Source organism: Pseudoalteromonas rubra, assembly GCF_001482385.1.
Taxonomy (GTDB): domain Bacteria; phylum Pseudomonadota; class Gammaproteobacteria; order Enterobacterales; family Alteromonadaceae; genus Pseudoalteromonas; species Pseudoalteromonas ardens.
The window spans coordinates 1774447-1797270 of record NZ_CP013611.1 but is presented as its reverse complement, the minus strand read 5'-3'; the positions used below and the strand labels follow the sequence as shown (position 1 = coordinate 1797270).

At 47.1% G+C, this 22824-nt stretch carries 14 protein-coding genes; 6 read left to right on the top strand and 8 right to left on the bottom strand.

The window, feature by feature from the left end; genetic code table 11:
• Window positions 1-132: 132 nt before the first annotated feature.
• Window positions 133-1725: an ABC-F family ATPase gene (locus AT705_RS07910; RefSeq protein WP_058796169.1), complete on the bottom strand. Its 1593-nt coding sequence runs from the start codon at window positions 1723-1725 to the stop codon at window positions 133-135.
• A gap of 271 nt (window positions 1726-1996) precedes the next feature.
• Here AT705_RS07910 and AT705_RS07905 point away from each other — a divergent pair, with 271 nt between their 5' ends.
• The 4 genes from AT705_RS07905 to AT705_RS07890 are packed head-to-tail and all read left to right on the top strand — an operon-like array spanning window position 1997 to window position 13379.
• Entirely contained in the window at window positions 1997-4195 is a 2199-nt protein-coding gene (locus tag AT705_RS07905) for a type I secretion system permease/ATPase (RefSeq protein ID WP_058796168.1), read from the top strand.
• A complete protein-coding gene (locus tag AT705_RS07900) occupies window positions 4192-5505 on the top strand; it encodes an HlyD family type I secretion periplasmic adaptor subunit (protein WP_082668941.1) in 1314 nt (437 codons plus the stop codon). The genes AT705_RS07905 and AT705_RS07900 overlap by 4 nt, the downstream gene beginning before the upstream one ends.
• 33 nt (window positions 5506-5538) lie before the next feature.
• Window positions 5539-6588, top strand: coding sequence for a lysozyme inhibitor LprI family protein (locus AT705_RS07895; RefSeq protein WP_058796167.1), 1050 nt, complete (start codon window positions 5539-5541; stop codon window positions 6586-6588).
• Between the two features lie 29 nt (window positions 6589-6617).
• Complete coding sequence (locus AT705_RS07890; protein WP_058796166.1) at window positions 6618-13379, top strand: calcium-binding protein; 6762 nt, start codon at window positions 6618-6620, stop codon at window positions 13377-13379.
• Window positions 13380-13451: 72 nt separating this feature from the next.
• On the opposite strand, the gene AT705_RS07885 is transcribed toward AT705_RS07890, so the two are convergent.
• Window positions 13452-14216, bottom strand: coding sequence for an HAD-IIB family hydrolase (locus tag AT705_RS07885; protein ID WP_058797934.1), 765 nt, complete (start codon window positions 14214-14216; stop codon window positions 13452-13454).
• 149 nt (window positions 14217-14365) lie between these two features.
• On the opposite strand from AT705_RS07885, the gene AT705_RS07880 reads away from it, so the two are divergent.
• The gene (locus AT705_RS07880) at window positions 14366-15151 is read left to right on the top strand and encodes an AraC family transcriptional regulator (RefSeq protein WP_058796165.1); all 786 of its coding nucleotides are present in this window, start codon (window positions 14366-14368) and stop codon (window positions 15149-15151) included.
• Here AT705_RS07880 and AT705_RS07875 read toward each other — a convergent pair.
• The 6 genes from AT705_RS07875 to AT705_RS07850 form a co-directional block, all read right to left on the bottom strand.
• A complete protein-coding gene (locus AT705_RS07875) occupies window positions 15148-17637 on the bottom strand; it encodes a hypothetical protein (RefSeq protein WP_058796164.1) in 2490 nt (829 codons plus the stop codon). The two genes, AT705_RS07880 and AT705_RS07875, sit on opposite strands and share 4 nt — an antisense overlap.
• A gap of 45 nt (window positions 17638-17682) precedes the next feature.
• Window positions 17683-18183 (bottom strand): DUF4402 domain-containing protein, encoded by a 501-nt coding sequence (locus tag AT705_RS07870; RefSeq protein ID WP_058796163.1) that lies wholly within the window; start codon window positions 18181-18183, stop codon window positions 17683-17685.
• Window positions 18184-18201: 18 nt separating this feature from the next.
• A complete protein-coding gene (locus AT705_RS07865) occupies window positions 18202-18702 on the bottom strand; it encodes a hypothetical protein (protein ID WP_058796162.1) in 501 nt (166 codons plus the stop codon).
• Window positions 18702-19466: a hypothetical protein gene (locus AT705_RS07860; RefSeq protein ID WP_058796161.1), complete on the bottom strand. Its 765-nt coding sequence runs from the start codon at window positions 19464-19466 to the stop codon at window positions 18702-18704. The genes AT705_RS07865 and AT705_RS07860 overlap by 1 nt, the downstream gene beginning before the upstream one ends.
• A gap of 129 nt (window positions 19467-19595) precedes the next feature.
• Window positions 19596-21035, bottom strand: a complete 1440-nt coding sequence (locus AT705_RS07855) for a hypothetical protein (protein ID WP_058796160.1) — start codon at window positions 21033-21035, stop codon at window positions 19596-19598.
• Between the two features lie 221 nt (window positions 21036-21256).
• On the bottom strand, window positions 21257-21751 hold the full coding sequence (locus AT705_RS07850) for a DUF1993 family protein (RefSeq protein WP_049863542.1): 495 nt from the start codon (window positions 21749-21751) through the stop codon (window positions 21257-21259).
• Between the two features lie 379 nt (window positions 21752-22130).
• On the opposite strand from AT705_RS07850, the gene AT705_RS07845 reads away from it, so the two are divergent.
• A complete protein-coding gene (locus AT705_RS07845; protein ID WP_010386899.1) occupies window positions 22131-22820 on the top strand; it encodes an ABC transporter ATP-binding protein in 690 nt (229 codons plus the stop codon).
• The last annotated feature ends 4 nt before the right edge of the window (window positions 22821-22824 follow it).

The following is a 22824-nucleotide window of genomic DNA, read 5'->3' as shown; positions in this document are numbered from 1 at the left end:
ATTTTTATACTTATTTTTATTTAATACACAAGGCAAAAACGACATGGAAAGTGGGGTGGAAATGGCAGGAGTGCAACTGAAAAGTGATTTGTGTGGGGAGTCTGGCCGCAGGGCGCGGCCAGAAAATCGCCTTTATTGCTCAGCGGCCTGCTTAGCCAGGTATTCGTCGTATGTACCCTGGAAGTCAATGATCTGACCGCCTTTGATCTCCCAGATACGAGTTGCCAAAGAGGAAACGAACTGGCGGTCGTGTGATACGAAGAACAAGGTTCCTTCGTATTGCTCCAGTGCCATATTCAGTGATTCGATAGATTCCATGTCCATGTGGTTAGTTGGTTCATCCATCAGCAGAATGTTTGGCTTGTGCATCATCAGTTTGCCAAACAACATTCGGCCCTGCTCACCCCCGGAAATCACTTTCACTGACTTCTTGATGTCGTTCTGCGAGAACAGCATACGGCCGAGGAAACCGCGAACCACCTGCTCGTCGTCACCTTCCTGCTGCCATTGCTCCATCCACTGAAACAGGTCCAGATCTTTTTCGAATTCGTCCGCGTGATCCTGAGCATAGTACCCAATGTTGGCATTCTCCGACCATTTATACTCACCCGACTTAGGCGCCATACGGCCAGCCAGGGTATTGAGCAGGGTGGTTTTACCCACGCCGTTTTCACCAATGATCGCGACTTTTTCGCCCACTTCAACTAAGCCATTGAGACCACTAAACAGCACATCTTCAAAGCCTTGTGACAGGGTTTCCAGCTCCAGTGCATTACGGAACAGCTGTTTGGACTGTTCGAAGCGAATAAACGGATTCTGACGACTTGAGGCTTTCACTTCTTCCAGCTGGATCTTATCAATCTGTTTGGCACGAGACGTGGCCTGCTTTGCTTTTGAAGCGTTTGCCGAGAAGCGTGATACAAACTGTTGAAGTTCAGTGATCTGGGCTTTTTTCTTAGCGTTGTCAGCCAGCAGACGTTCCCGCGCCTGAGTGGCCGCAAGCATGTACTCGTCGTAGTTACCCGGGTAAATACGTAGCTCGCCGTAGTCGATATCGGCCATGTGCGTACACACCGAATTCAGGAAGTGGCGGTCGTGCGAGATGATGATCATGGTGCAGTCGCGCTGGTTCAGCACATCTTCCAGCCACTTGATGGTATAAATGTCGAGGTTGTTGGTTGGTTCGTCAAGCAGCATGATGTCCGGCTCGGCAAACAGTACTTGTGCCAGCAGCACTCGCAGCTTCCAGCCCGGTGCTACTTCTGACATAGGTCCGTAATGTTGCTCAGTCGGAATACCAACGCCTAACAGTAGCTCACCCGCTTTGGCTTCAGCCGCATACCCATCCATTTCAGCAAACTGAGTTTCCAGATCGGCCACTTTCATGCCGTCTTCTTCACTCATCTCTGGTAGTGAGTAGATGCGGTCGCGTTCCTGTTTTATTTCCCACAGCTCTTTATGACCCATGATAACGGTATCGACTACCGAGAATTCCTCGTAGGCAAACTGATCCTGGTTCAGCTTGGCAATGCGCTCATTAGGATCATAGGACACGTTACCTGCGCTGGCTTCAAGCTCTTTGCTGAGGATCTTCATAAAGGTTGATTTACCACAGCCATTGGCGCCGATCAGACCATAGCGGTTACCGTCGCCAAATTTGACCGAGATATTTTCAAACAGCGGCTTAGCGCCAAACTGCATGGTGATGTTGTTACAAGACAGCATAAGGGGTGCTCATTAGATTCAATTGCCGCGATTTTAGCATTAAATCGCGTTTGAGGGGGAAGGATATTGAAGCTTTAAACTTTGCTGCATGGGCACTGCAAACCAGGTTCGGTGAGAAGAAAAAGTCACACTGCGGGATGATTAATATACAAGTTCTTTCAACAACTTATGTTTAAGTCATAATCTGGTACTTTTTTATTGAAGTTGAAAAAGTTGATTGATAAAGTCTGCGAAAAAGGAACGTCCCTTTTTGGGAAAAGGAAATTTAACTTTGAAAGTTAATAATAATAATGAAAGAAGGTCGGCGCAAACGCGTTTCGATAATGCCATTCTATGCTTGTCATTAATCGGTAAATTTCATAGAAAGTCCATAAATATAAACGATATCCGTCATGAGTTTGTGGTCAATGAAGGTGCTGGTGATGAGTTTTCTGATATTCAGATCCTGAGGGCGGCGCGTTCAGTTGGATATAAAGCCAAGTTTAAAGTTGTTAAATTAGAAAAAATTAATGATGACTTGCTTCCGGCCATGGCTGAAACCCTGGATGGCCAGTTTGTTGTTATCGCTAAAATCACCCCTGTAGGGGTTTTAGTGCAGCACAGTGACCTGCAACAGCCACCAAAAGAGTTCTCACACGCTCAGTTTATTGCTGAATTTAAGCCCCGAATGCTGATGCTGACACCACGTTCCAGGCAAGGTGGAAGCCAGGTTCAGTTTGGCTTCAAATGGTTTTTACCCGCGCTGGCCAGATATAAAGTGTATTTTACAGACGTGCTGCTGGCTTCGTTCTTTATTCAATTGCTGGCATTGGCTTCGCCTATTTTTTTCCAGGTCGCAATAGATAAAGTCATGGTACACAAAGGCATGACAACGCTCGATGTACTGGCCGTCGGTTTTTTATTTGTGATCACGTTTGAAGTAATACTGACTGGTTTACGTTCATATTTGTTCAGTCATACCACCAACCGTGTGGATGTTAGTCTGGGTAGTGAACTTTACCAACATATGTTGGCGTTACCGCTGGCCTACTTCAAGTCACGTCGGGTTGGAGATACCGTTGCCCGTATAAAAGAGCTGGATACCATTCGGGAGTTTATGACCGGATCAGCCCTTACCGTGGTACTGGACATGTTTTTTACTGTGGTCTTCTTTGCCATCATGTTTTATTACGCGCCGGGCCTGACATGGATTGTGGTTGCCAGTCTGCCTTTTTACTTTGTGATTGCGGTGCTGTTGGGACCAAGTCTGAGAACCCGGCTGGAGGCTAAGTTTCAGCGTAGTGCAGAAAATCATTCGTTTTTGGTCGAATCTGTCAATGGCATCGAAACCATCAAATCTCTGGCGGTTGAACCTCAGCTCAGGCAGCGCTGGGATGAAAAACTGGCAAATTACGTCCGGGTTTCATTTCAGGCGTTTCAGCTTAATAATATTTATGGTCAGTTGTCCGGGTATGTAACAAAAGTAACCGGGTTATTGATCCTCTATTTTGGTGCCATTGCTGTTACCAGTGGCGTGCTTACCATAGGTCAGTTTATTGCATTTAATATTCTTGCACAGCGTGTTGCTGCGCCTATCATGCGATTTGCAAATTTATGGCAGGATTTTCAGCAAGCTAAAATATCTTTGGCTCGATTGGGGGACGTACTGAATACACCCACCGAAACACAAGGCTCAAATAACATGATGCTGCCAAAACTGCGTGGCGAGGTGCGATTTGAAGATGTTGAGTTTCGTTATGCACCGAACAGGCCGCCTGTTTTGAATAACATAAACCTGACCATTAAAGCGGGCGAGGTCATTGGGATTGTGGGGCGCTCAGGTTCTGGAAAAAGCTCATTAACCCGATTGATCCAGCGCTTGTACTTACCCCACCAGGGTCGTGTATTTATCGACGGTATTGATATCAGTTTATTACCACCGGCCTGGTTAAGAACCCGAATTGGCGTTGTGTTGCAGGAAAACTTTTTGTTTAATGCCTCCGTGCGCGACAATATTGCGCTGAGCGACCCGTCGATGCCATTGGAGCGGGTAATCGAAGCGGCCCGGCTGGCTGGCGCTGAAGAGTTTATCTTACAACTGCCAGAAGCTTATGATACCCAGATAGGTGAACAAGGCGGCATGCTTTCGGGTGGTCAGCGACAGCGTCTGGCAATTGCCAGGGCACTGGTGAACGACCCGCCTATCCTCATTTTCGACGAAGCGACCAGTGCACTGGACTATGAGTCTGAGCAGATCATTGCCAACAATATGGCACGTATCGCCAACAACCGCACTGTGTTTATTATCGCCCATCGCCTGAGTGCAGTGCAAAATGCCGACCGTATTTTGGTTATTGACAAGGGGGAAGTTGCGGAGCAGGGCACCCACTTTGAGCTGCTCAGAAAGGGGGGCCACTATGCGCACTTGTCGCATATTCAGCATCAGGGACAGGTGCAGTACGCTTCTTTGGAGCCGGAGGTGACGCCATGAGTCGCAAGTCGGACGCTCAGTTATATGAATTTTTGGCGCCAGCTTTAGAGATCCAGGCCGCACCGCCGCCAAAAGGAGCACGGGCGATTGTCTGGACTTTACTGGTTTGCTTAATCATTGCGATTATCTGGGCCTGTGTTGGCCGGGTAGATATCGTGGCAATTGCACAGGGTCAGCTGATCCCCAAACAAAAGGTCAAAGTGATCCAGTCGCTGGAAACTGCTGTGGTGCGGGGGATCCATGTGCATGAAGGGCAGCGGGTTGAGCAAGGCCAGTTACTGGTGTCTTTCGACCCGGCAATTACCGAGTCAAACTTTCAGCGTATCAGGTTGTCAACACAGGACTTTTCTCAGCAGATCCGCCGTAAACAGCGACTTATTGCGCGCCTTAATCAGGTTAAACCACCAAGCACTGGAGTACTCAACCCGGCACAGCAAGCGCTGCTTGAAGCAGAACTGGCCGAGTATCATAGTGAGCGGGCCTCGCTGTCATCGCAATTGCTTAGGTATGAAGCCGAACTGGCCGGCGCACGAGCGAAGCTGACTCAGCTGGACAAGGTGCTACCTTTGGTTGAGGAACGAGCGCAAGCGCTGGAACGGCTACAAGTTAACAAACTGGTTTCGCGAGAAGAGTATCTGGAAATCAAACAAACGGCGATTCACAATCGTGAACAGCGTCATATTGAGCTGGCAACCATAGAAACCTTGCAGGCCACCATAAAAGCAACACGGCAGGAACAGGAAACGTTAAAAGCGACTTTAATACGCATAGCTCAGGCTGAGCTCAACCAGCTACAGCAGGAGTTAGTGAATGCGCAGCAAGAACTGGCAAAATCTCAGTTTTTGTTAAACCAAAATAAGCTGTATGCACCTGTGTCTGGCACTGTGGAGGCGCTGGCACTGAGCACACTCGGTGAAGTAGTCACCCCAGCTCAACAATTACTGACCATAGTACCGGCAGAGGATGAACTGATAGTAGAAGCACGGTTATTAAACAAAGACATTGGCTTTACGTATCAGGGACAGATTGTTGAGGTGAAAATCGACAGCTTTCCGTTTACCCGTTACGGGATCATCGAAGGTGAAGTACTCGACGTGTCTACAGATGCGGTAGAAGATGAGCAGCTCGGCCTGTATTTTCCTGTCAAAGTAGCCATCAATCAACAGACTATCCTGGTTGATAGCCGCGTTGTGCCGCTAAGCGCAGGTATGAGTGTATCTGCGGAAGTAAAAACTGGTCAGCGTCGGATCATCGAATTTTTGTTATCACCCGTTGTACAGCACCTGGACGAAGGTGCCCGCGAGCGTTAAGGCGCAACACTTAATCCAAAATAAGGAAGCATTATGTCTAGTTTCACTAAACTGGCTGTACTCAGCAGTACCTTGTTGCTACTGCCCCACTATGTCTGGGCGGTGGGAGCAAATTGTAAACAACCGACGTCTGAGCTGGATAAACGAATATGTCAGTCAACCACTTTAACAGCAGCCAATGAAGCGTTGAATGTGGCGTTTCATAACCAGCGAGCCTGGCTCTGTCAGGATGCTGAAATTCTGCGTCGTGAAGATGATTGGGATTGTATGGCCGCCAAAGAGGACTTTTTGGCTGAGCAGCGACAGTGGGATAAATCCGTGCTGGCACAGTGCAAGACAGACACTTGCTTTACCCGTGCCTATCAGGCTCGGATAGCCCAGATCAATGGTCAGGACACGCCGCTACCCAACTTCAGGCTGACGACCTACGGCTGGGGCGATAAAGAATGTCAGGCTTACCTCAAGGTGCTTAACCGCACGCCGAGGGAAGATTTTCGCGGCTGTAAACTCCCTAATCTGAACGACTCTGGATTTAAAACGCTGCCCTTTAAATCGGTTGAGGGGGAGCTACTTAAGCAGCTGGATAAGCAAATAGCGCAGCTTAACCATAAAGAGCAAACCAACTGGCAGGAGCAACTGAAAAAATATCAAAGTGGTTATATAAAGATGGAAATGACTTATTTAGATATTGATGGAGATGGAAATAAGGAGAGGTTGGTAAGATATTCCAGGCCGGATGTATTTTGTGAGGGACTTGGTTATGAAGAGGATGTGGATGATAAATTAAAAAGGTGGCGTGAGCTAGGCCAGGATGGAGTTTTTAAGAAAGCTTTAGAGCACGGTTATCATAGGGATTATTATACCGTTGGTGATGATGGAGAATTAAAGTCTATTGGAAAAAGAAGTAAGAACAGGTTAACTGTTTTTGAAGGTAAAGTATTTAGTTTTACAAAAAACGAGATCGTAGCCACATTAAAGCACGCTGATTTGGGGGCTAAGGTATATGTTAAAATGGATTATATAAAATCAATTGATAAAGGGCGTGCAGAAGAGAGTTGGTGTGGTTTTTGGTATAACTACTAGTTTTTATTTAATCGCGAAAGGAGTGTGTTTTGACTAGTGAAAATAATGTTTTTGATTTTATATCAAAATATGAAGGTGTTGAAAAAGACATCTACTTTGATCATAAAGGGATACCAACAATTGGTGTTGGTTACAACCTTAGAAATGAAGATGTGCTTATACAAGTGCTGGATAAACTGGGCTATAGCAATGATAATATAGGAAAAGATAACTATAGCTTATTTAAAGGTGAAATTAAAAAGGTCATTGATAAAGCAGAATGGAACAAAAGTACGCTCAGTGCCAACACCAAAAAAATAAACGACATATTAAAGAAGTATAAAGATAAAATTACCGCTCCCGAATTAAAGGCCAAAGCAAAGGATACCTTTAGTTTTAGTGAGTTTGGCGATGATACTGCAGCCAAAGAGGCCATGAAGCCCATTTTCGACACGGCCATGCAGGATTATGAAAAGCAAATTATTAAAACCCTGGCGAGCCGCCAGGAAATAAGTCAAGCCGATGCCAAAGCCCACTGGGATGGGCTGAGTGAGTCGCAGCGTACCACAGTATTATCTTTGGCCTTTAATGGCGGTACCAAGGCCATGGTAGGTAAAAACCTGTCAGCTGCGATTGTCAGCGGCAACATTCATAATGCTTTTTTTGAAGTGCTGTTTGGCAGTAATAGGTCCAAGGACTTCAACGATGATGGCAAGGTCGATGGCAGGCCATATGGGTTGCAGGAGCGCCGTTTTGCGGAAGCGTTCAAAGTGTTGGAATCAATGACACTGGCGCAAAAAAAGCAATTGTATTCGTTACTCAGTGAGCAAAAGGGCAAGATTAATAACTATCTCAATAATGTTGTCGATGTCAATAACAAGGGTGAGCATAGCCTGCTGGCGGACGATCGTAAAACAGCCATGTTCACCAAATTTAATGATCTTGTTGGTCAGCTTAAAACCGAGCTGGACTCGGCGGATTTTCCGGTCGGTGGGTTTGAATGTAAAATCGGTACTGGCCTTCCACTAGAACCTTACCTTATTTATATGGGGCAGGATATTCACCCCAGTGATCAACTTTGGGTTAATACCGATGGCTCGATCACTAAAGGAGGTTACAAAGACGCCTCTACCAATTTACGTCCTCCCGGTGTTGAGCTGATAGACACTCACACCGGTGAGTTTGTGGACTATTCGACGTTGGTGCTGCGAGATGTGATCACGGGTAAACTGATTCATCCGGATGGTACACCTTACGTCCCCTACCAGCCTGATAGTGGTACTGGTAATGGCAATGGAGATGATGACGACAGCGGCAATGTGGTAAAGCCAAAACCAAGGCCGAAACCAAAGCGCAAGCCTAAGCCGCCTCCCCCGCCTCCGCCTGTGAACAAAGATCCACTGGCACTGGATTTAGATGGGGATGGCATTGAAACCAAATCACTTGAAAATGGCGTGCACTTTGATTTAGACAATAGCGGTTTTGCGGAAAGGGTGAGTTGGCTGGCACCTGACGATGGCTTTTTGTTCTTAGATCGAAATCAGGATGGCATAGTCAACGGCGGCGGTGAACTGTTTGGTACAGAAACCCGATTGGCCGACGGTACACTTGCAAGAGATGGCTATGAGGCACTGGCGGAGTTTGATAGTAATGGTGATGGCATCATTAATGCTGAGGACGAGCGTTTTGCCGAGCTAAAAGTATGGCAGGATCTAAACAGTGATGGCGTCAGTGATGAAGGGGAGTTATTTAGCCTTGCTGAGCTGAATGTAACAGAGTTGTCATTACAGACTGCGCGTGGCAGCGGTGTGGATCCCAATGGGGTAGACCATCGTGGTGCTGGCTATTTTACTAAAGAGGATGGCAGCCAGGGATTAACGGAGAGCTTATGGTTTGAGCGAGATACGATTAATACCATTCCTATTGAAATTCACCAGAGTAAAGACAAGACAATCCCTGCTGAGATAATGGCGTTACCCGACGCTGACGGCTACGGCAATATGGCGTCGCTGCGATACGCCATGTTACTTGAAGAAGGCGACGAGTTAAAAAATATGGTGCGCGCCTTTGCACAAGAAACGGATCCGGTTGTGCAACGTAACATGATGGCGAGCATAATTTGGCAGTGGACGGGTATTCCCGCCGACTCTCCAACACAAGGTATTAATTCTGGTTATGTGCAGTTTATCGAAAAGCTCTGGGGTGAAGAAATCACACTTTGGCGGCTGGGTTTTCTGGAGGGGGAAGGAAAAGCACTCTTTGACGAAACGCTGGAAGGTATTTACTTTCAGATGCTATCGACTTCTACGCTGGCACCATATCTTGGTTTTCTCGACGACGACACGGTGGAATTAGAAGCATCTGTGAGCCAGCTTATTACAGATATAGAAGATGGCAAAATACATGGCGACTATCTGTTCAGATATATCGATATACTGAATCATTATTCTGAGCCTGGTCACTCAATGCTGGTTGATATATATCATCTGGTTAAAGATGAACTACGTATTCTATTGCTTGATACGCAAAAGAGAGCAGAGTTGGAAAACAGTGACTTTGGTAAATTGCTGGCCATTACCGATAGCGTGATCAGTGAATCAGAAATGTTTCCTGAAGTTGCTCTGTTACAAGAAAATGGCAAGTCGGACTTAGAAGTCTTCGAGCATTTCTATCCTCGCATGCAGGCTGAGATTGTCGCTGCTGTGCGTGACCCTGCCAAACGTGCAGCGTTAGCCGAATTGAGTTTTGTAAGGCGTACATCATCGCAAAGCATATTAAATGGAACCAGTAAAAAAGACTATCTGTCGGGCGGTCAAAACGATGATCGTATATATGGTGGCGCCGGAGAAGACCTTATCACAGGAGGTGCGGGGGATGACGGTCTGTTTGGCGGTGCCGATAATGATATCTTGTTCGGTGGTATTGGTAATGACACGTTAAATGGAGGCTTTGGGGACGATGAGTTAAACGGCGAAGCAGGGAATGACTTGTTAAGCGGTTATAACGGTGAGGATATACTGCGTGGTGGCCAGGGCAACGATACTCTGACTGGGGGCGAAGGTAATGATGTGTACCTGTGGGATCTGGGAGATGGCAATGACATCATCATCAATGATAACTCGCAATATAAGTCAGATGCACACGATAAAATCGTGTTTGGTCCGGGTGTCACAAAAGAGCAGATTCATATCTCGCGTCAAAATAAGGACGTCGTACTGACAATCTCGCCCAGTGGCGAGACCATTACCATTCGCGACTACCTTACCAGTCAGCACCAGCAAATTGATGTATTTGAATTTCACGATGGCACTGAGATGACTGCTTCAGAGGTAAAGGAGCAGTTGTTAACGGTAAATGGTGATGCGCAGAACGATACGCTGGAAGGTAACTACAATGAGCATGACATACTGTATGGTCATGCAGGTGATGATCAGCTTAGTGGCAAGTCAGGGAATGACGATTTATACGGTGGGACTGGCCAGGATATCTTGCACGGTGATCATGGTCATGATGAGCTGTTTGGTGATGAAGGTAATGATACGCTTAACGGAGGCTCCGGCGATGATGCCTTGTTTGGTGGTGCCGGTGATGACAATCTGGAAGGTGGCAGCGGCGACGACTTTATCTCGGGTGGTACGGGTAACGATACATTAAAAGACACATTGGGTGATAATGTCTTCTACTTTGAGCAAGGGTGGGGACAAGACAAGTTACTTGCACCATCAGAGAGCTTTGAGACCTACCTTGATGAGAATGGCAATCTCATCAATGCTGATTGGCGCTATGATCCACACAATGTCATTTCATTTGGCTACGGCATATTGCTCAGCGACATGGTGTTTAAGCGTGTTGATGACTCCTTGTTGATTGAACATGGTCAGGACTCACTGCTGGTCGAAAGTTTCTTTGCGTCAGAGACTGAATTCGGTGTTATGCGCATCAGTGCACATATTGATGAATTTCATTTTGCCAATGGTGAAGTGATTTCCTATGAACAGCTCAAGGCCAAAATATTAGCATCTACGGCATCTGATGATGTGATTGTCGGGTTTACTCAGCCGGATCTGATAGAGGGTGGAGCAGGGGACGATACCATCCAGGGTTTGCAAGGCAATGACCACCTGACAGGTGGGCTTGGAAACGATCAGGTTGAAGGTGGCGAAGGCCGGGATACATTATACGGCGGAGGAGGCAATGACACTCTTAATGGAGGAGAGGGTATTGACAGGCTGTTTGGTGGTTATGATAACGATACGCTGGATGGTGGCAAGGATGATGACTACCTGGTCGGAGGAGAAGGCCAGGATAAGCTGATTGGCGGTTTCGGCAATGACCGACTAGACGGTGGATATGATGACGACATATTACAAGGCGGATCAGGCGAAGATACTTACCTGTTTTCTAAATACTGGGGACAGGATGTTATTGAAGAGTCTGGTTCACAAAACGACCGCATTGTATTTGAAGATGGGATCACCCTGGCTGATGTGCGATTCGTCAGAGAGCAAGATCACCTGACCATTATTGCGAAAGAAGATGGCAGTCAGATATTTCTGGATGGTTACTTCTGGGGGGATGGAAAAAGTTATAAAGCGGTTGAAGTAATAGAGTTTTCTGACGGCCAAAAATTGACCTATGAAGATCTGTTCCAGTTGATGAATACGGCCACCGAAGGTGACGATCAGCTATATGGAAAATCTCAATCAGCCGTTGAGATCCATGGCCTGGGTGGCAACGACACCATTATTTCTCACGGTCAGGTTTACTCTAAACTATACGGTGGTGCAGGTAACGATCTCATTGAGGGCAATGGTTATCTGGATGGCGGTACCGGTAACGACGAACTGAGAGCTGGCTTTTTTGATGATAATCACCTGCTAGGCGGAGAAGGTGATGATAAATTAATGGCTTACTTTCATGATTTTTATCGGGTATCAGGCACCTTTGAGGGTGGTAAAGGGAATGATGAAATTTTCGGTAGCCTGGGAAATGATACTTATATTTTCAACAAGGGTGACGGTCAGGACACGATTACTGAATGGGATCCTCGCATGCCCAGCCCACAATCTGAAGCCTCGCATGATGTGATCCGCTTTGGTGAGGGGATCCGAAAAGAAGATCTCGTATTCCGTCAAGTGAATAAAGATCTGGTGATTGAAATCGCAGGTGAAGCCGACACTATAACCGTTAAAAACTGGTTTATGGGTTCAGAGCATTACAAAATCAACGCGTTACAGTTTGCAGATGGCACATTGCTTAGCAGTAGTGAGATAGAGCAAAATGTCGTTGTCGACCCGGGTACTGGAGATCCATCTGGCGGCGGTGACAGTAATGGCTCAGACAACACCGCTTCAGTGGAAAACCTCGGTGGTAATTCGGATATCCTGACTGGCAGCGATGGTGATGATGTCTTGAGTGGCGGCGCAGGCTCGGATGATCTGGTAGGCGGTGCTGGTGATGATATCTTATTGGGTGGCCGTGATGATGACTATTACCTCTACGACAGCGGCAAAGATGTTATCCGAGACAGTCATGGTGTTGATAGCGTCATATTCAGAAATGGCATTACGTTTTCGGATGTGGCGTCTGGCCTTACCCGTTCCGGGGATGATCTTGTACTAAGGATTAACGGCAGTAATGAGAACACACTGACGATAGAAGGCTTTTTTGCCAGTGGTCATAATATTGTCGAGCTATTCCAGTTCGAAACCGGTGGCATGTTTGATGCGGGGCAAATTTATGATGCCTTTGGCTTGCCATTACCGGACCCGGAAGCACCCGCAACGCCGGTTTCCTATGGGACTGCCGGAAACGATACATTGAGCGGCACCGAGGGGGATGAAATCCTTGAAGGGCTTTCTGGCAATGACACGCTGTCGGGTGGGAAAGGCAATGATGTTTTGATAGGTGGCCGAGGCCATGACCGTTACTTATTCCGAGCAGGTGATGGTCAGGATGTGATTGACAACACCCATGGTGGCGATGATGTAATTGAGCTACAAGGGATTAGTTTTTCAGATGTTGCACGTGGTCTGCAAAAGTCGGGTGATAACCTGGTGCTAAATATCGGCTCTGGCGGTGATAAGTTAACGGTTAAAAACTGGTTCCTTGGCGGTGATTTTGTGGTAGAGCAAATTCAGCTTTCGGACGGTTCGAGCATTTCTGCGGATCAGATCTTCTCTGCATTTGGCATGGCAAACCCCAGCAGGCAGCGCTCCGTTCAGTATGATAACTTGCCTGATGAAACGCAGTTTGGGTCACGCTTCTCGGGAGCGGCTAACAATGACACCTTATTGGGCAGCTCAAGTGCTGATATGATCGATGGTAAGCAAGGAGACGACTGGATCATGTCTGGTGGTGGAAATGACTACCTTATCGGTGGCGGTGGTGACGATACCTATGTGATCGGTGCTCAGGCAGGGCATGTAATGATCAACAATTTTGATGAGTCGGCATCCCGCTCAGAGACTTTGAAATTTGAATCAGCGCGCTCTACAGACGTCCAGTTTAAACAATCAGAGTCGGATCTGATCATCGAGTTGTCTGCGACAAGCAGTGTGACGGTTCTTAACTATTTTGACGAAACGTCGCAGGACGCCCATCAACTGGAGCATTTTCAGTTTGCCGATTCGGTGGTGTTAACCCCTCAGGATGTGGCAGGCAGGTTGTTTACAGTGAGCGAACAAAGTGCTGTACAGAGCAGCTTTGAGCGTTTAATGCAGGCAGCACATGCTTCGGATATGTCTGATGATGGAGCAGAGCTTGGCAGCTCGGTGTTGTTAGACAGAGTACTGGTTGCAAGTCAGCCTTAACCTTTTATTCGCCGCTCTCAGCAGCGGCGAATTTTCTCTCCTTTTATGGCTTAGCGGTTAGTTCAACTGAACTTACAACTGGCCATCATGCTTCAATTCTTTTGCCAAGTTTATCAAGGTCGATGCCACAGTTTCTTGTTTTAACTGAATATAGTCGCAATTGGGTGTTATTTGTTCGCCGACAACATAGGCTTGCCGGGCAGCTTCCAGCATTGCAATATCATTGAAATCGTTACCAAAACACACGGTTTGCTGCATATTCAGGCCAAGGTCCAGCAGTGCTGTGAGCTTGTTGCTGCGCTCAGGGACCAAATCAAAGCAATGGTGGCCATTGTGGTGGTAGACTTCAAAATGGCTCAATGTCTGTTCGCACATATGCTTAACTTGATCATGATGTTGGTCTTCCAGCACCAGTAATTTAACTATGGGCTCATGCCTCAAAGTCTGGTTACAGCCAGGCGGAATACCGAGTTCGGCCACATGCTGATGAAAATGGTGCGGCTTATCCGAGATGGCATACTGCCAGTGGCCGTCAAATAAATACGCAATCTCGTGATTGTCCAGCCAATTAAGCACAGTGGTTATTTGCATTGGATCGAAGCAATGTGCGTTAACCACTGATTTATTTTGACTGAACATGGCACCATTGCAGCCGATGATGGGGTGATGCCAGAAGCATTCAGGCAATACAGGTAGTGTATCTCGCAGAGGCCGGGCTGTGGCAAAGTATAACTGACCACCCTGACGCTCCAGTGCTAACAGGCCCTCTTTGATTTCATCATGCATGCGCTGGGCATGGAATACGGTCGTGCCATCTAAATCAAAAACAAAATTCATCGTTACATCCAGGTACATTAGAGAGCATTTACTTTGCCAAACAAACCACTTAATATTTTAGTTATTAGCTCATTATTTATATATATCGGCTCCAATTGACTGTTAATACCGGAAAACCCGTACCGATCCGATTTGCACTGAATCAATCAGTGCAAGTTAAATACATCGAAAAACAAAAGGTCATGTTTGAGTGGCATCAGCATGATTGCTTTGAGCTGATCCTGACTATCGGAGCACAAGGCAGCGGATTTATCGGCACTGCCATTCATGAGTTTGATGACATTGATCTGGCGTTGGTTGCACCCGGAGTGCCCCATACCTGGGACAGTCAGGCACCCAATGACATGGCTGAGCTGGTCGTGGTGGTGTTATGGCCTAAGGCATTATTGGACTGCGCCATTGCGGAGCTGGCAGACTTGCAAGGCTGGCTTGAGCGTATTGAAAGTGGGCTGGTCTTCAGTCGGGATGCTGCTGAGCAGGTGCGTGAACAGTGTCTTGCGCTTCATACGAAAAGTCCGGTTGGTCGGTTGACTTTGCTATGTGAGATACTGACTGAGCTGCGCGCCTGTCCAGCCAAAGGGATCCGGCTTGCTCATTCGCGTATCTCAGAGCGGTTAGCGCGTGTTCAGGCCTTCATTGCCCGTCGGATTGATGATCCGCCCAGCCAGGCCCAGTGTGCAGCGCATATCAATGTCAGCACCGCGACGTTAAAGCGGTGGTTTCAGCAAGAGCTCGGCTGTTCTTTTTCACAGTATTGCGCGCTGCTGCGCTGTCAGCGTGCACAGCATTTACTGGCTACTGAGCATCGGCCTATCGGGGTGGTGGCACAGCAATGCGGCTTTCTCAGTGCAGCCTATTTTAATCAGTTTTTTAAAGCACAAACAGGTATGACACCCAGTGCCTATCGGCGTCAGTTTAGCTGGCGTAAGCGTTAGCTTTTGGGTTGCTCCGGAGGAGTTGGAAACAGTGTCAAATCATCCAGTATGACCAGCTGTTCGCTGTTTTCATCCAGCGTAAAGCGTAACTGGCAAGGGTCACAGGTAAGCGCCTTTTGGGCCAGATAGTGTGAAGAGACTTCAAGGTGATACTTTCCCTGCTTTAACTTGTCAAAAAAGAAAAAGCCATCTGATTCTGTGTAGATGATGGTTTGTTCACCGCTGGTTTCTCGGGTCAGTTGCAGCGCCACCCGGCCAGTGAGGTCCGCAAGTTTGCCGTCGGCATTACGCAGGGAAATGATGCCCTCAGCTTCGAATTGCAGGTGAAACGGAACGTCAACAATGGGCTGAGCACCTGGATGCAGGTCGGCCTCTATGAGTCCAAACTGAGGTTGTAAGTAGAGAACGTCCAGTTCATTGTGTTCTACTTCCAGTGTCACCGGACGATTTGCGGGTAGGTGAAGTACTGTTCTGGCTTGTGGATGAGGGACAGTGTCAACCTTGTTGCCATGCATCATCACGGCAATATCAGGTAAATACTGGTCTTGCTCATCAAATCGTTGATTGTTATTACGATCGTAAAACGCGCGCAGCTTGACGGAACTGCTCTGTCGACCACTTTGACTGCTGATGGTGCTAAGCGGTCTTGACCCGTAAAATGAAAATGAGCAAGACAAGCCAAATTGCCAGCCATTGCTTTCATGGTAGGTGGCACTGGCATTGACTGCCATCGCATCGAAGGTTTTCGACAACGAAAACGATGTGGTATTTCGACGCTGAGTGAAGGAGCGACGCAGTTGCAAAGAGCCGTGATAGCCACTGAACTGATTGGCGTAACTCAGCGCCAGCGAATGTTGTTCAAACAAGCCGGTTGACTTGTTCCAGTTAAACCTCGCTCTGCCCCAATTGCCAAACAGGCTACCAATCATAGAGTATTGCTGCTCATGCGCGTCATCTCCTCTTATTTGGCTGACATTTGTGCTGACACTGCCTGAGTCGGCCTGGTAGCTGAGATAGCCATCAATAGATTTATAATGTAATTGATTTATCTGGCTTAGGCCTAAAGTTGAACTAAGCTGCCAGCGATTGAATGTCTGTTCATAATTCAGCGTATTGATGTTTTCCTTACCAAACTGACCATAACCACGCTGGGACGCAAGGCTTAAAGTTTGTGTGGTACTCAGTGGGGTCAGCCATTTCAGATCATAATGGAACTGCTCATGTCCGCCTGCTTTGAGGCTCCATTTGGCATCGGTTGATCTATTTGCCCGTTCCCAGCCCAGATACCATAAGAATGTTTTCTGGCGGGTGTTTTCCAGCCATTCACCACCAAGGTTTATTTCGTCCTGGGCACTGACAACATAATTCAATTGCGAGTTGAGGTATTTTTCCTGTGGGTTAAAGCGTCTTTTTTTAAGAATTGATGCTTTGGTTGTGTAGGCTGTTAAGTTGCTATACCACTGCCCAGGTTTATAGCCAGAATGCGCCTGATGGGAGACTGCCCGGCGAACGCGTTTTCCGTCTGGTGATTGGATCATCAAGTGATAACTGTGATTCGAGTTAAACACCTGGAGCGGTCGAAAACGGTACTGACCGTTGGCTGTTACCCGCACCAGATCAAACAGTACATCATTGCGATAGAGCTCGACGTCACTACCAGGCTCTGCATAGCCCTGGATGATGAGTGGTTTGCTCGCGCTGCTGTGCGTCGCCCCATATTGCACACCTAAACCGCTTCCGCCGGCTTGCAGCAGTGCGCCTGTGAGACCTTGCAAGTCGCCAAACTGATATTCGCTCAGTTCAGTGAGAGTACGGGAGAGCTGGAAGCGCCCGTTGCGTTTATCGTTGTCAGAGTCAGTGAGTATGATTTGCGCCTGATGGTGTGCTAGATCCTGATTAACAGAAACATAGGCTGAAGCACTGGAATTTTGTTTGCTATCCGATGCAGACAGTTGCACATCGACATAAGGTGCTGTGTACCACTGATACTGGTCGTTCAAAACAAGCTGGTTAGCGCGTTTTCGCTGCATTGCAGCAAGGATATTTTTTCGAGCCTCGCGTTTTTTTTCCTGTGAACTGGGGTGTCTTTCCCGGGTGTCAAAAACCAGCACCTGAGTGCGCGTATTAAAGTCTGATTCAATCCCGAGTGCCAACAACACGTCGAGCCGGATATGGGGCTCTCCATCTAACGTAACCCAGTGCGCTTCATCCAGTTCAATATCGATTTGTTCACCCCAAATTTCACCGGATAAGCGGTTGCCTGTCGGGTCAATAGTGAGGTGGCTAACGAGCAATGCATTGAGGTTATTCTGGGATAAATAATAATCTTCGTAGTTGTCGGTGATTAACTCTGCCCCTTCGGGAAAGTTTTGCTGGTCGACATACAGATCAGCAAACACAAAGTCGGCAATATCGCCTACTTCCCGGGCTGAAGTGTGCGAGCAATAAAATGACAATAGAAAGAATAAAACGTATAGATACTGCATGGTAAAGGCCCGGCTGGGCCGGGCCTTTAAGGGAACTTGGTGATATTACTGGTAAGCTGCAACAAAGTCATAGCTAAATGATTTGGTACCAGGTGCATTGATTGCGATGTCTTTGTCGTCCAGTACAATGCTGGCTGCGAATGAGACGCTGGCTTCACCTGCGTTATCAAGCTGAGCACCTGCTGTCATGTCTGTCATGGTAAAGCGAAGTCCATCTTGCGTCTGATCGGGTGCAGAAAATGTGTAGACAACTTGTGCGTGAGGCGTGCCTGATACGGTAAAAGTGGCACGTTTACCGCCAACGTTGGCATCGTTACACAGGGCTGATGCGATTGGGTTTGGTAGCGGCGTTTCTACGGCGTAACAAGAGTCACCGTTTTTCGACGCTTCGTTTACCAAAAGCTCAGGAAAGCTCATAGCGGATGTTTGTGCAATTTGCAGAGGTGCGCGCTCAACCACCAGGTTAACATCAACCTGATAAGTCGCTGCGGCTGAACCAAAACTCATAACTAACAGTGCAAGTGTGCTGGAGGCTTTTTTAAACATTGTTTATTTCCTTAATTATTATTGATATAGCGCAGTAACTGTGTAGCTGAAAGCGTATTCTCCGCTGCCTGTTTCATGAGCGTTACTGAGCGTTATAATACCTCCTGCACTAAATGTGCCAACTCCACTTTTTTTTATTCTTACGCGCTTGCTAAAGCCTCCTGATTTATTCTGTACGGTAAAGGTAAGACCCTGTTTGGTTTCATTGCCAAAAACGTGTATGTCCACGTAGCTTCTGGGCTCACCGCTAATTTCAAACTCTGCTTTGTAGCCTCTTAAACCAGGGCAAAGTGACTTTTTTACGGCTTTTTTATTTTTTTTGCCATTGGCCTTACAAAAAGCACCATCCCAGGTTGCGGGCGTTTGTTTTAGCTGGGGAAACGTCATGGGCGCCAATAAATTGATACTGACTCCATTAAATTGACTAGCCTGGCGTTGTTGTTGCTTCAGATATGTCAATGTATCGACACTTTGCGCAGAAGCAACTAACCATAATCCAGTCAATAAGCCGACAGCCATTACTTCAGCAGGTCCTCTGTAATGGTGACGTCGAGAGTTTTTAGTGGTTCTTTAGACTCCACATCTTCGAGCTGAATTGTCAATTTTTTACTGGCAACCTCTTTGTATTCAATCGGTAATGTCATATCCCGTTGACTGAGCTCTGGGTATAGGCTGAATTGATTCACCCGAAACAGCTCTTCTTCAGCCTCTTTGACTACCAGGTTTGCACTGGTGTGCCCCGGGCCTTGTTTGTTCAGTCTGACTATCAGATTGCTGGCATCTTTACTGAATGTAATGTCGCCAATCGACAGCTCAGTGACTGAGGAAGTGTTTTTGATGAAAACGGGAATGACAACCTTGTAATTGGCTTTAACCTGAATAGCACCACTTTGCTCCGTTGGGTCATCACCACTGAGTGCTTCAACCATGAGGTGTGCACGAAACTCTCCTTCCGGGATTTTGCCTTTTTTCATTAGCCGAACTTTCTGAAATTGTTTGGGCAAAACATCTTTGGCAACACGTGGCCCGACTCGCAAGTAAGGCTTGGCAGAAAACTCATATTGCTGTGCAAACTTCAATATGCCTTCTTTATCCATTTGCATGTCGATAAGCGATATCCGGTAGCTTTGCAGGCTATCAGAGGTGTTATAAATGCGCAGTTCGCCCCGGCGCATGTCCTGATCCAGAACTACTCTATGTCTGTCGAGTTTAAAGGTTGAGGCCCATGCCTGGGAAACGAATACCGTTACTAGCAGTACCAGTGTGAAAAATCTTTTGGTCATACATCATGCTCTGTGAGTTATTAGTGTAATGAGCTTGGTTAAGTGTTCGGTATCATATCCTAATTATATTTGGCTGCAACCTTTGCACCGTGCGCCCGGATAACAAAAAGCGCATTCCCTGCGCCAGTTTTATTCTTCTCCAGAATGGTTATTGTTTACGGCACGACTCTGTATGGACTCTGTCGTATCAGTGGCTGAGATAGTCGCTTGACGCATACTGCCAAAGTAAGTGAGGTTACCAAGGTAATCAGGCACTTCACGTTCACTGTTAAATTCGCGAATGCGCTCAATCTGTTGATCATGAAATGCATGCAAAATTGGAGTGATCGCCTGATTTGCCCAGCTTTCCAACGCATCTGAGCGGATAAACTGATCTTCAAATTGCGCAGCATCATCCAGCAGTTGACTCCACAGTTGCCGTTGAATTTGTGGCGGCGTATCTGCCACGTGTTCCAGTGCATCATTGATCCACCCCAGCCCGTATTCATCATAAGCAGTTAAAATATCAGAGTAGAGTCGGCCACGATCAGAGTCACTCGGCGGTAAATCCTGTTGTACCACCATATCGTTGTTCTCGCTCTGGTAGTATTGACGGTGGGCAGACAGGTCGACTTGCTGACTCAGGTAAACAAAAATGTTCGGTTCGCTGTCTTTGTCAGCTTCATCCAGCATCTCGAGCATGCTGTGCTTCTCAAAAGGTTTAATGACTGTGGCCATATCCAGTATGCCGCGGCTTTGCTCAAAGGTACTTTGTTGCAGGTGGGTATTCAGCGTACTGAGATCATCGCCTTTAAATTTACCGCTGATCAGTAAATCACCGAAGGTATGCAGCAGCTCAATCTCTTCCACGGGTTGATTGATCTTATGTTTCCAGAACTTCTCGCGGTCATATGAGGCCATTAGCAGGTGCTCCTGACCATGCTCATCAAGACTTACCGGTGAAGTTGGGGCCTGATAGCTTGCACCTTGTTCGCGCAGACTGGCAAGGGTTGCAATGGTATCTCCCAGCACGTCATCAGACAAAGCCGCAAGTGCGTCGACGAGTTGGTCTGGCACCTGGTTTCGTCTTTGTTCAGAAAAAATAGGGGTACTGCCAGCGTCTATTAATATATCTGCAAGTTGAGACAGCGCTTCATCATCTAGCCGTTCAGCGATGGATAGCAGAGATTTACTGGGTTTAATGTGCTCGAGTTTATTCCTTTGCTCGGGTGACAGACGGTCAAGTTGGGCGAGAAACGCATTGATGTCGTCTGTGTCGCTCAGGTCGCCATAAGCATATTCTTTACTCAGCTGACCATGTTCCGTGTCTGCGCTATGCTGGCTGACAATATGAAAACGCTTAAAGCCAACATAGTCAGACCGTTCAGCACTGGGTCTTGGGTAAGTGAAAGGCGAGGCTGGACGGTTCGGGATTTCCGGGAGCAATGTTTTTAAGTGCTCGTCTGTGATAGGTGTTCCTGAGTCGGCAATCGCTGCGTGATCTGTATCCTGTGCTTCCTGAGCACTGCGGGTTTGCCGGTCAAAGAGGTGATCTGTCCGATTGGGGTAAGTGTGAAAGTGTAGCTTCATAAATAACCTTATCCTTGTTACTTAAAGTTAGACATATATCGGCAAACAAGCTCATAACTTTAGGAAGGTTAAGGGCCGTTAGGGGTTACCCGGGAGTCTGTAGATGCGCTGTTCGTTCACTCGGTTGGCTGCGTGAACTACGTCAGAACAGCAAAGCCAACTTTGGGGGACAAAGAGGCACCTTTGTTATCATCCCTGGTTTGTTGGCTTGCCAGGCCTGTTCAGGAAGGGAATGAAAATCCGGCGGGGTAGCGATGAAAGCCATCAAAGTCGCCTTTGCCCAGGGGAATGCCTGCGGCGCGCAGTATTGCGTATGCCATTGAGAAGTGGAATAAAAAGTTGGGCCAGGCATAAAGCTGAAAGTACTTCTCAGGCTCCAGAGTGTGGTTGGTAAACCCCGCCACAAAAGTAATACTTGTGGGCATTTCATCCAATGAGACGTCTTGTAATTGCGTTAGATAGTCCAGAGTGTCATCTATTTCTTCTTGTAAATCTGCGACGCTCACAATGGGTCGCTTGAAGTTCGCGACTTCTCTGTTAAATAAAGGACAGCAGCATCGTAACGAGAGTGCGGCGGCGGTTGAAACTTGCTGGTGAAATGGAAACATGTCAGGGCTTAGACGACGCATTAGTAGTTCATCTTTAATGTCGTCGCGTGCCAGTATTGCTTGCAATTGGTTCAGATAATGTACGAATGGCTCAATAATATCGGTCATGTTTCCCTCGTTTAGACAAGTCAAATAAGCGAAAAACTATGTGCGCGACAAGCGGGTAAGCAGCACTTTGTTTTGTTAACAAATCTAAGCGCTTAAAAATACGCTTAATTATTACTTTCAAATACCTACAACAAATGTAGTAGATAAAATCAGAGACATCTTTAGTTTAATGGAACGTTTAAAAAACGTGACTTTAAATGTTTTTTTGTGTACCTTCTTGAGTTCGCTGGCGGATTGCTTATGTGCTTAATTTTAGACATAAGCTTCTCAAGCTGCCAGCGCGTTGTCCTGAGGGCAGGCATGTCTTGTGTGCCTGTCGCTGTAGGAGTGAACGAGCTCCAGAATTACAAGAATAAAGACAATCCATAAGGAAATTTTAATGCTTAAAATGTCAAAACTGGCGAAGGCTTATTACACGGATACGGTAAAAACTCAAGCGCTGCAACCATTTGACCTGGAAGTTCAGCAGGGCGAGTTTGTTGCTGTTATTGGTCCTTCTGGCTCAGGTAAAACAACCTTTCTGAACATTGCAGGATTGCTGGAAGAATATTGCGAAGGGCAGTATTTGCTCGATGGTAACGATGTCACAGGCCTGTCAGATAAGCAAAAGTCGCGCTTACGAAATGAGAAGATCGGCTTTATCTTTCAGGGGTTTAATCTGATCCCGGAACTGAATTTATTCGATAATGTCGAAATGCCGCTGCGTTATCGCAGCTTTAGCGCCAGTGAGCGCAAACAGCGTGTTATGGACGCCTTGCAGCAGGTCGGTCTGGCAAGTCGAAAAGATCATTACCCACAACAGCTCTCTGGTGGTCAACAGCAGCGTGTTGCAATCGCACGGGCATTGGCGGGCAGCCCGGCATTTTTGTTGGCGGATGAACCCACAGGTAACCTGGATTCAAAGATGGCTGATGGCATTATGTCCCTGCTTAAAGATATCAACGCCAAAGGTACGAGTATTTTGATGGTGACACATGACACGGAGCAGGCCAGTCAGGCACAAAGGATCATAGAGATAAAAGACGGTGTGCTGAGTGAGCGTCTTGCCCCAGAGCAGGCGATTGCTTAGGAAC

Bases quoted from the DNA above. Each gene is read 5' to 3' on its own strand.
- AT705_RS07855 (WP_058796160.1), bottom strand. From the start codon at position 21,035: ATGAAGCTACACTTTCACACTTACCCCAATCGGACAGATCACCTCTTT.
- AT705_RS07870 (WP_058796163.1), bottom strand. From the start codon at position 18,183: ATGTTTAAAAAAGCCTCCAGCACACTTGCACTGTTAGTTATGAGTTTT.
- AT705_RS07865 (WP_058796162.1), bottom strand. From the start codon at position 18,702: ATGGCTGTCGGCTTATTGACTGGATTATGGTTAGTTGCTTCTGCGCAA.
- AT705_RS07885 (WP_058797934.1), bottom strand. From the start codon at position 14,216: ATGAATTTTGTTTTTGATTTAGATGGCACGACCGTATTCCATGCCCAG.
- AT705_RS07850 (WP_049863542.1), bottom strand. From the start codon at position 21,751: ATGACCGATATTATTGAGCCATTCGTACATTATCTGAACCAATTGCAA.
- AT705_RS07860 (WP_058796161.1), bottom strand. From the start codon at position 19,466: ATGACCAAAAGATTTTTCACACTGGTACTGCTAGTAACGGTATTCGTT.
- AT705_RS07845 (WP_010386899.1), top strand. From the start codon at position 22,131: ATGCTTAAAATGTCAAAACTGGCGAAGGCTTATTACACGGATACGGTA.
- AT705_RS07875 (WP_058796164.1), bottom strand. From the start codon at position 17,637: ATGCAGTATCTATACGTTTTATTCTTTCTATTGTCATTTTATTGCTCG.
- AT705_RS07910 (WP_058796169.1), bottom strand. From the start codon at position 1,725: ATGCTGTCTTGTAACAACATCACCATGCAGTTTGGCGCTAAGCCGCTG.
- AT705_RS07900 (WP_082668941.1), top strand. From the start codon at position 4,192: ATGAGTCGCAAGTCGGACGCTCAGTTATATGAATTTTTGGCGCCAGCT.
- AT705_RS07895 (WP_058796167.1), top strand. From the start codon at position 5,539: ATGTCTAGTTTCACTAAACTGGCTGTACTCAGCAGTACCTTGTTGCTA.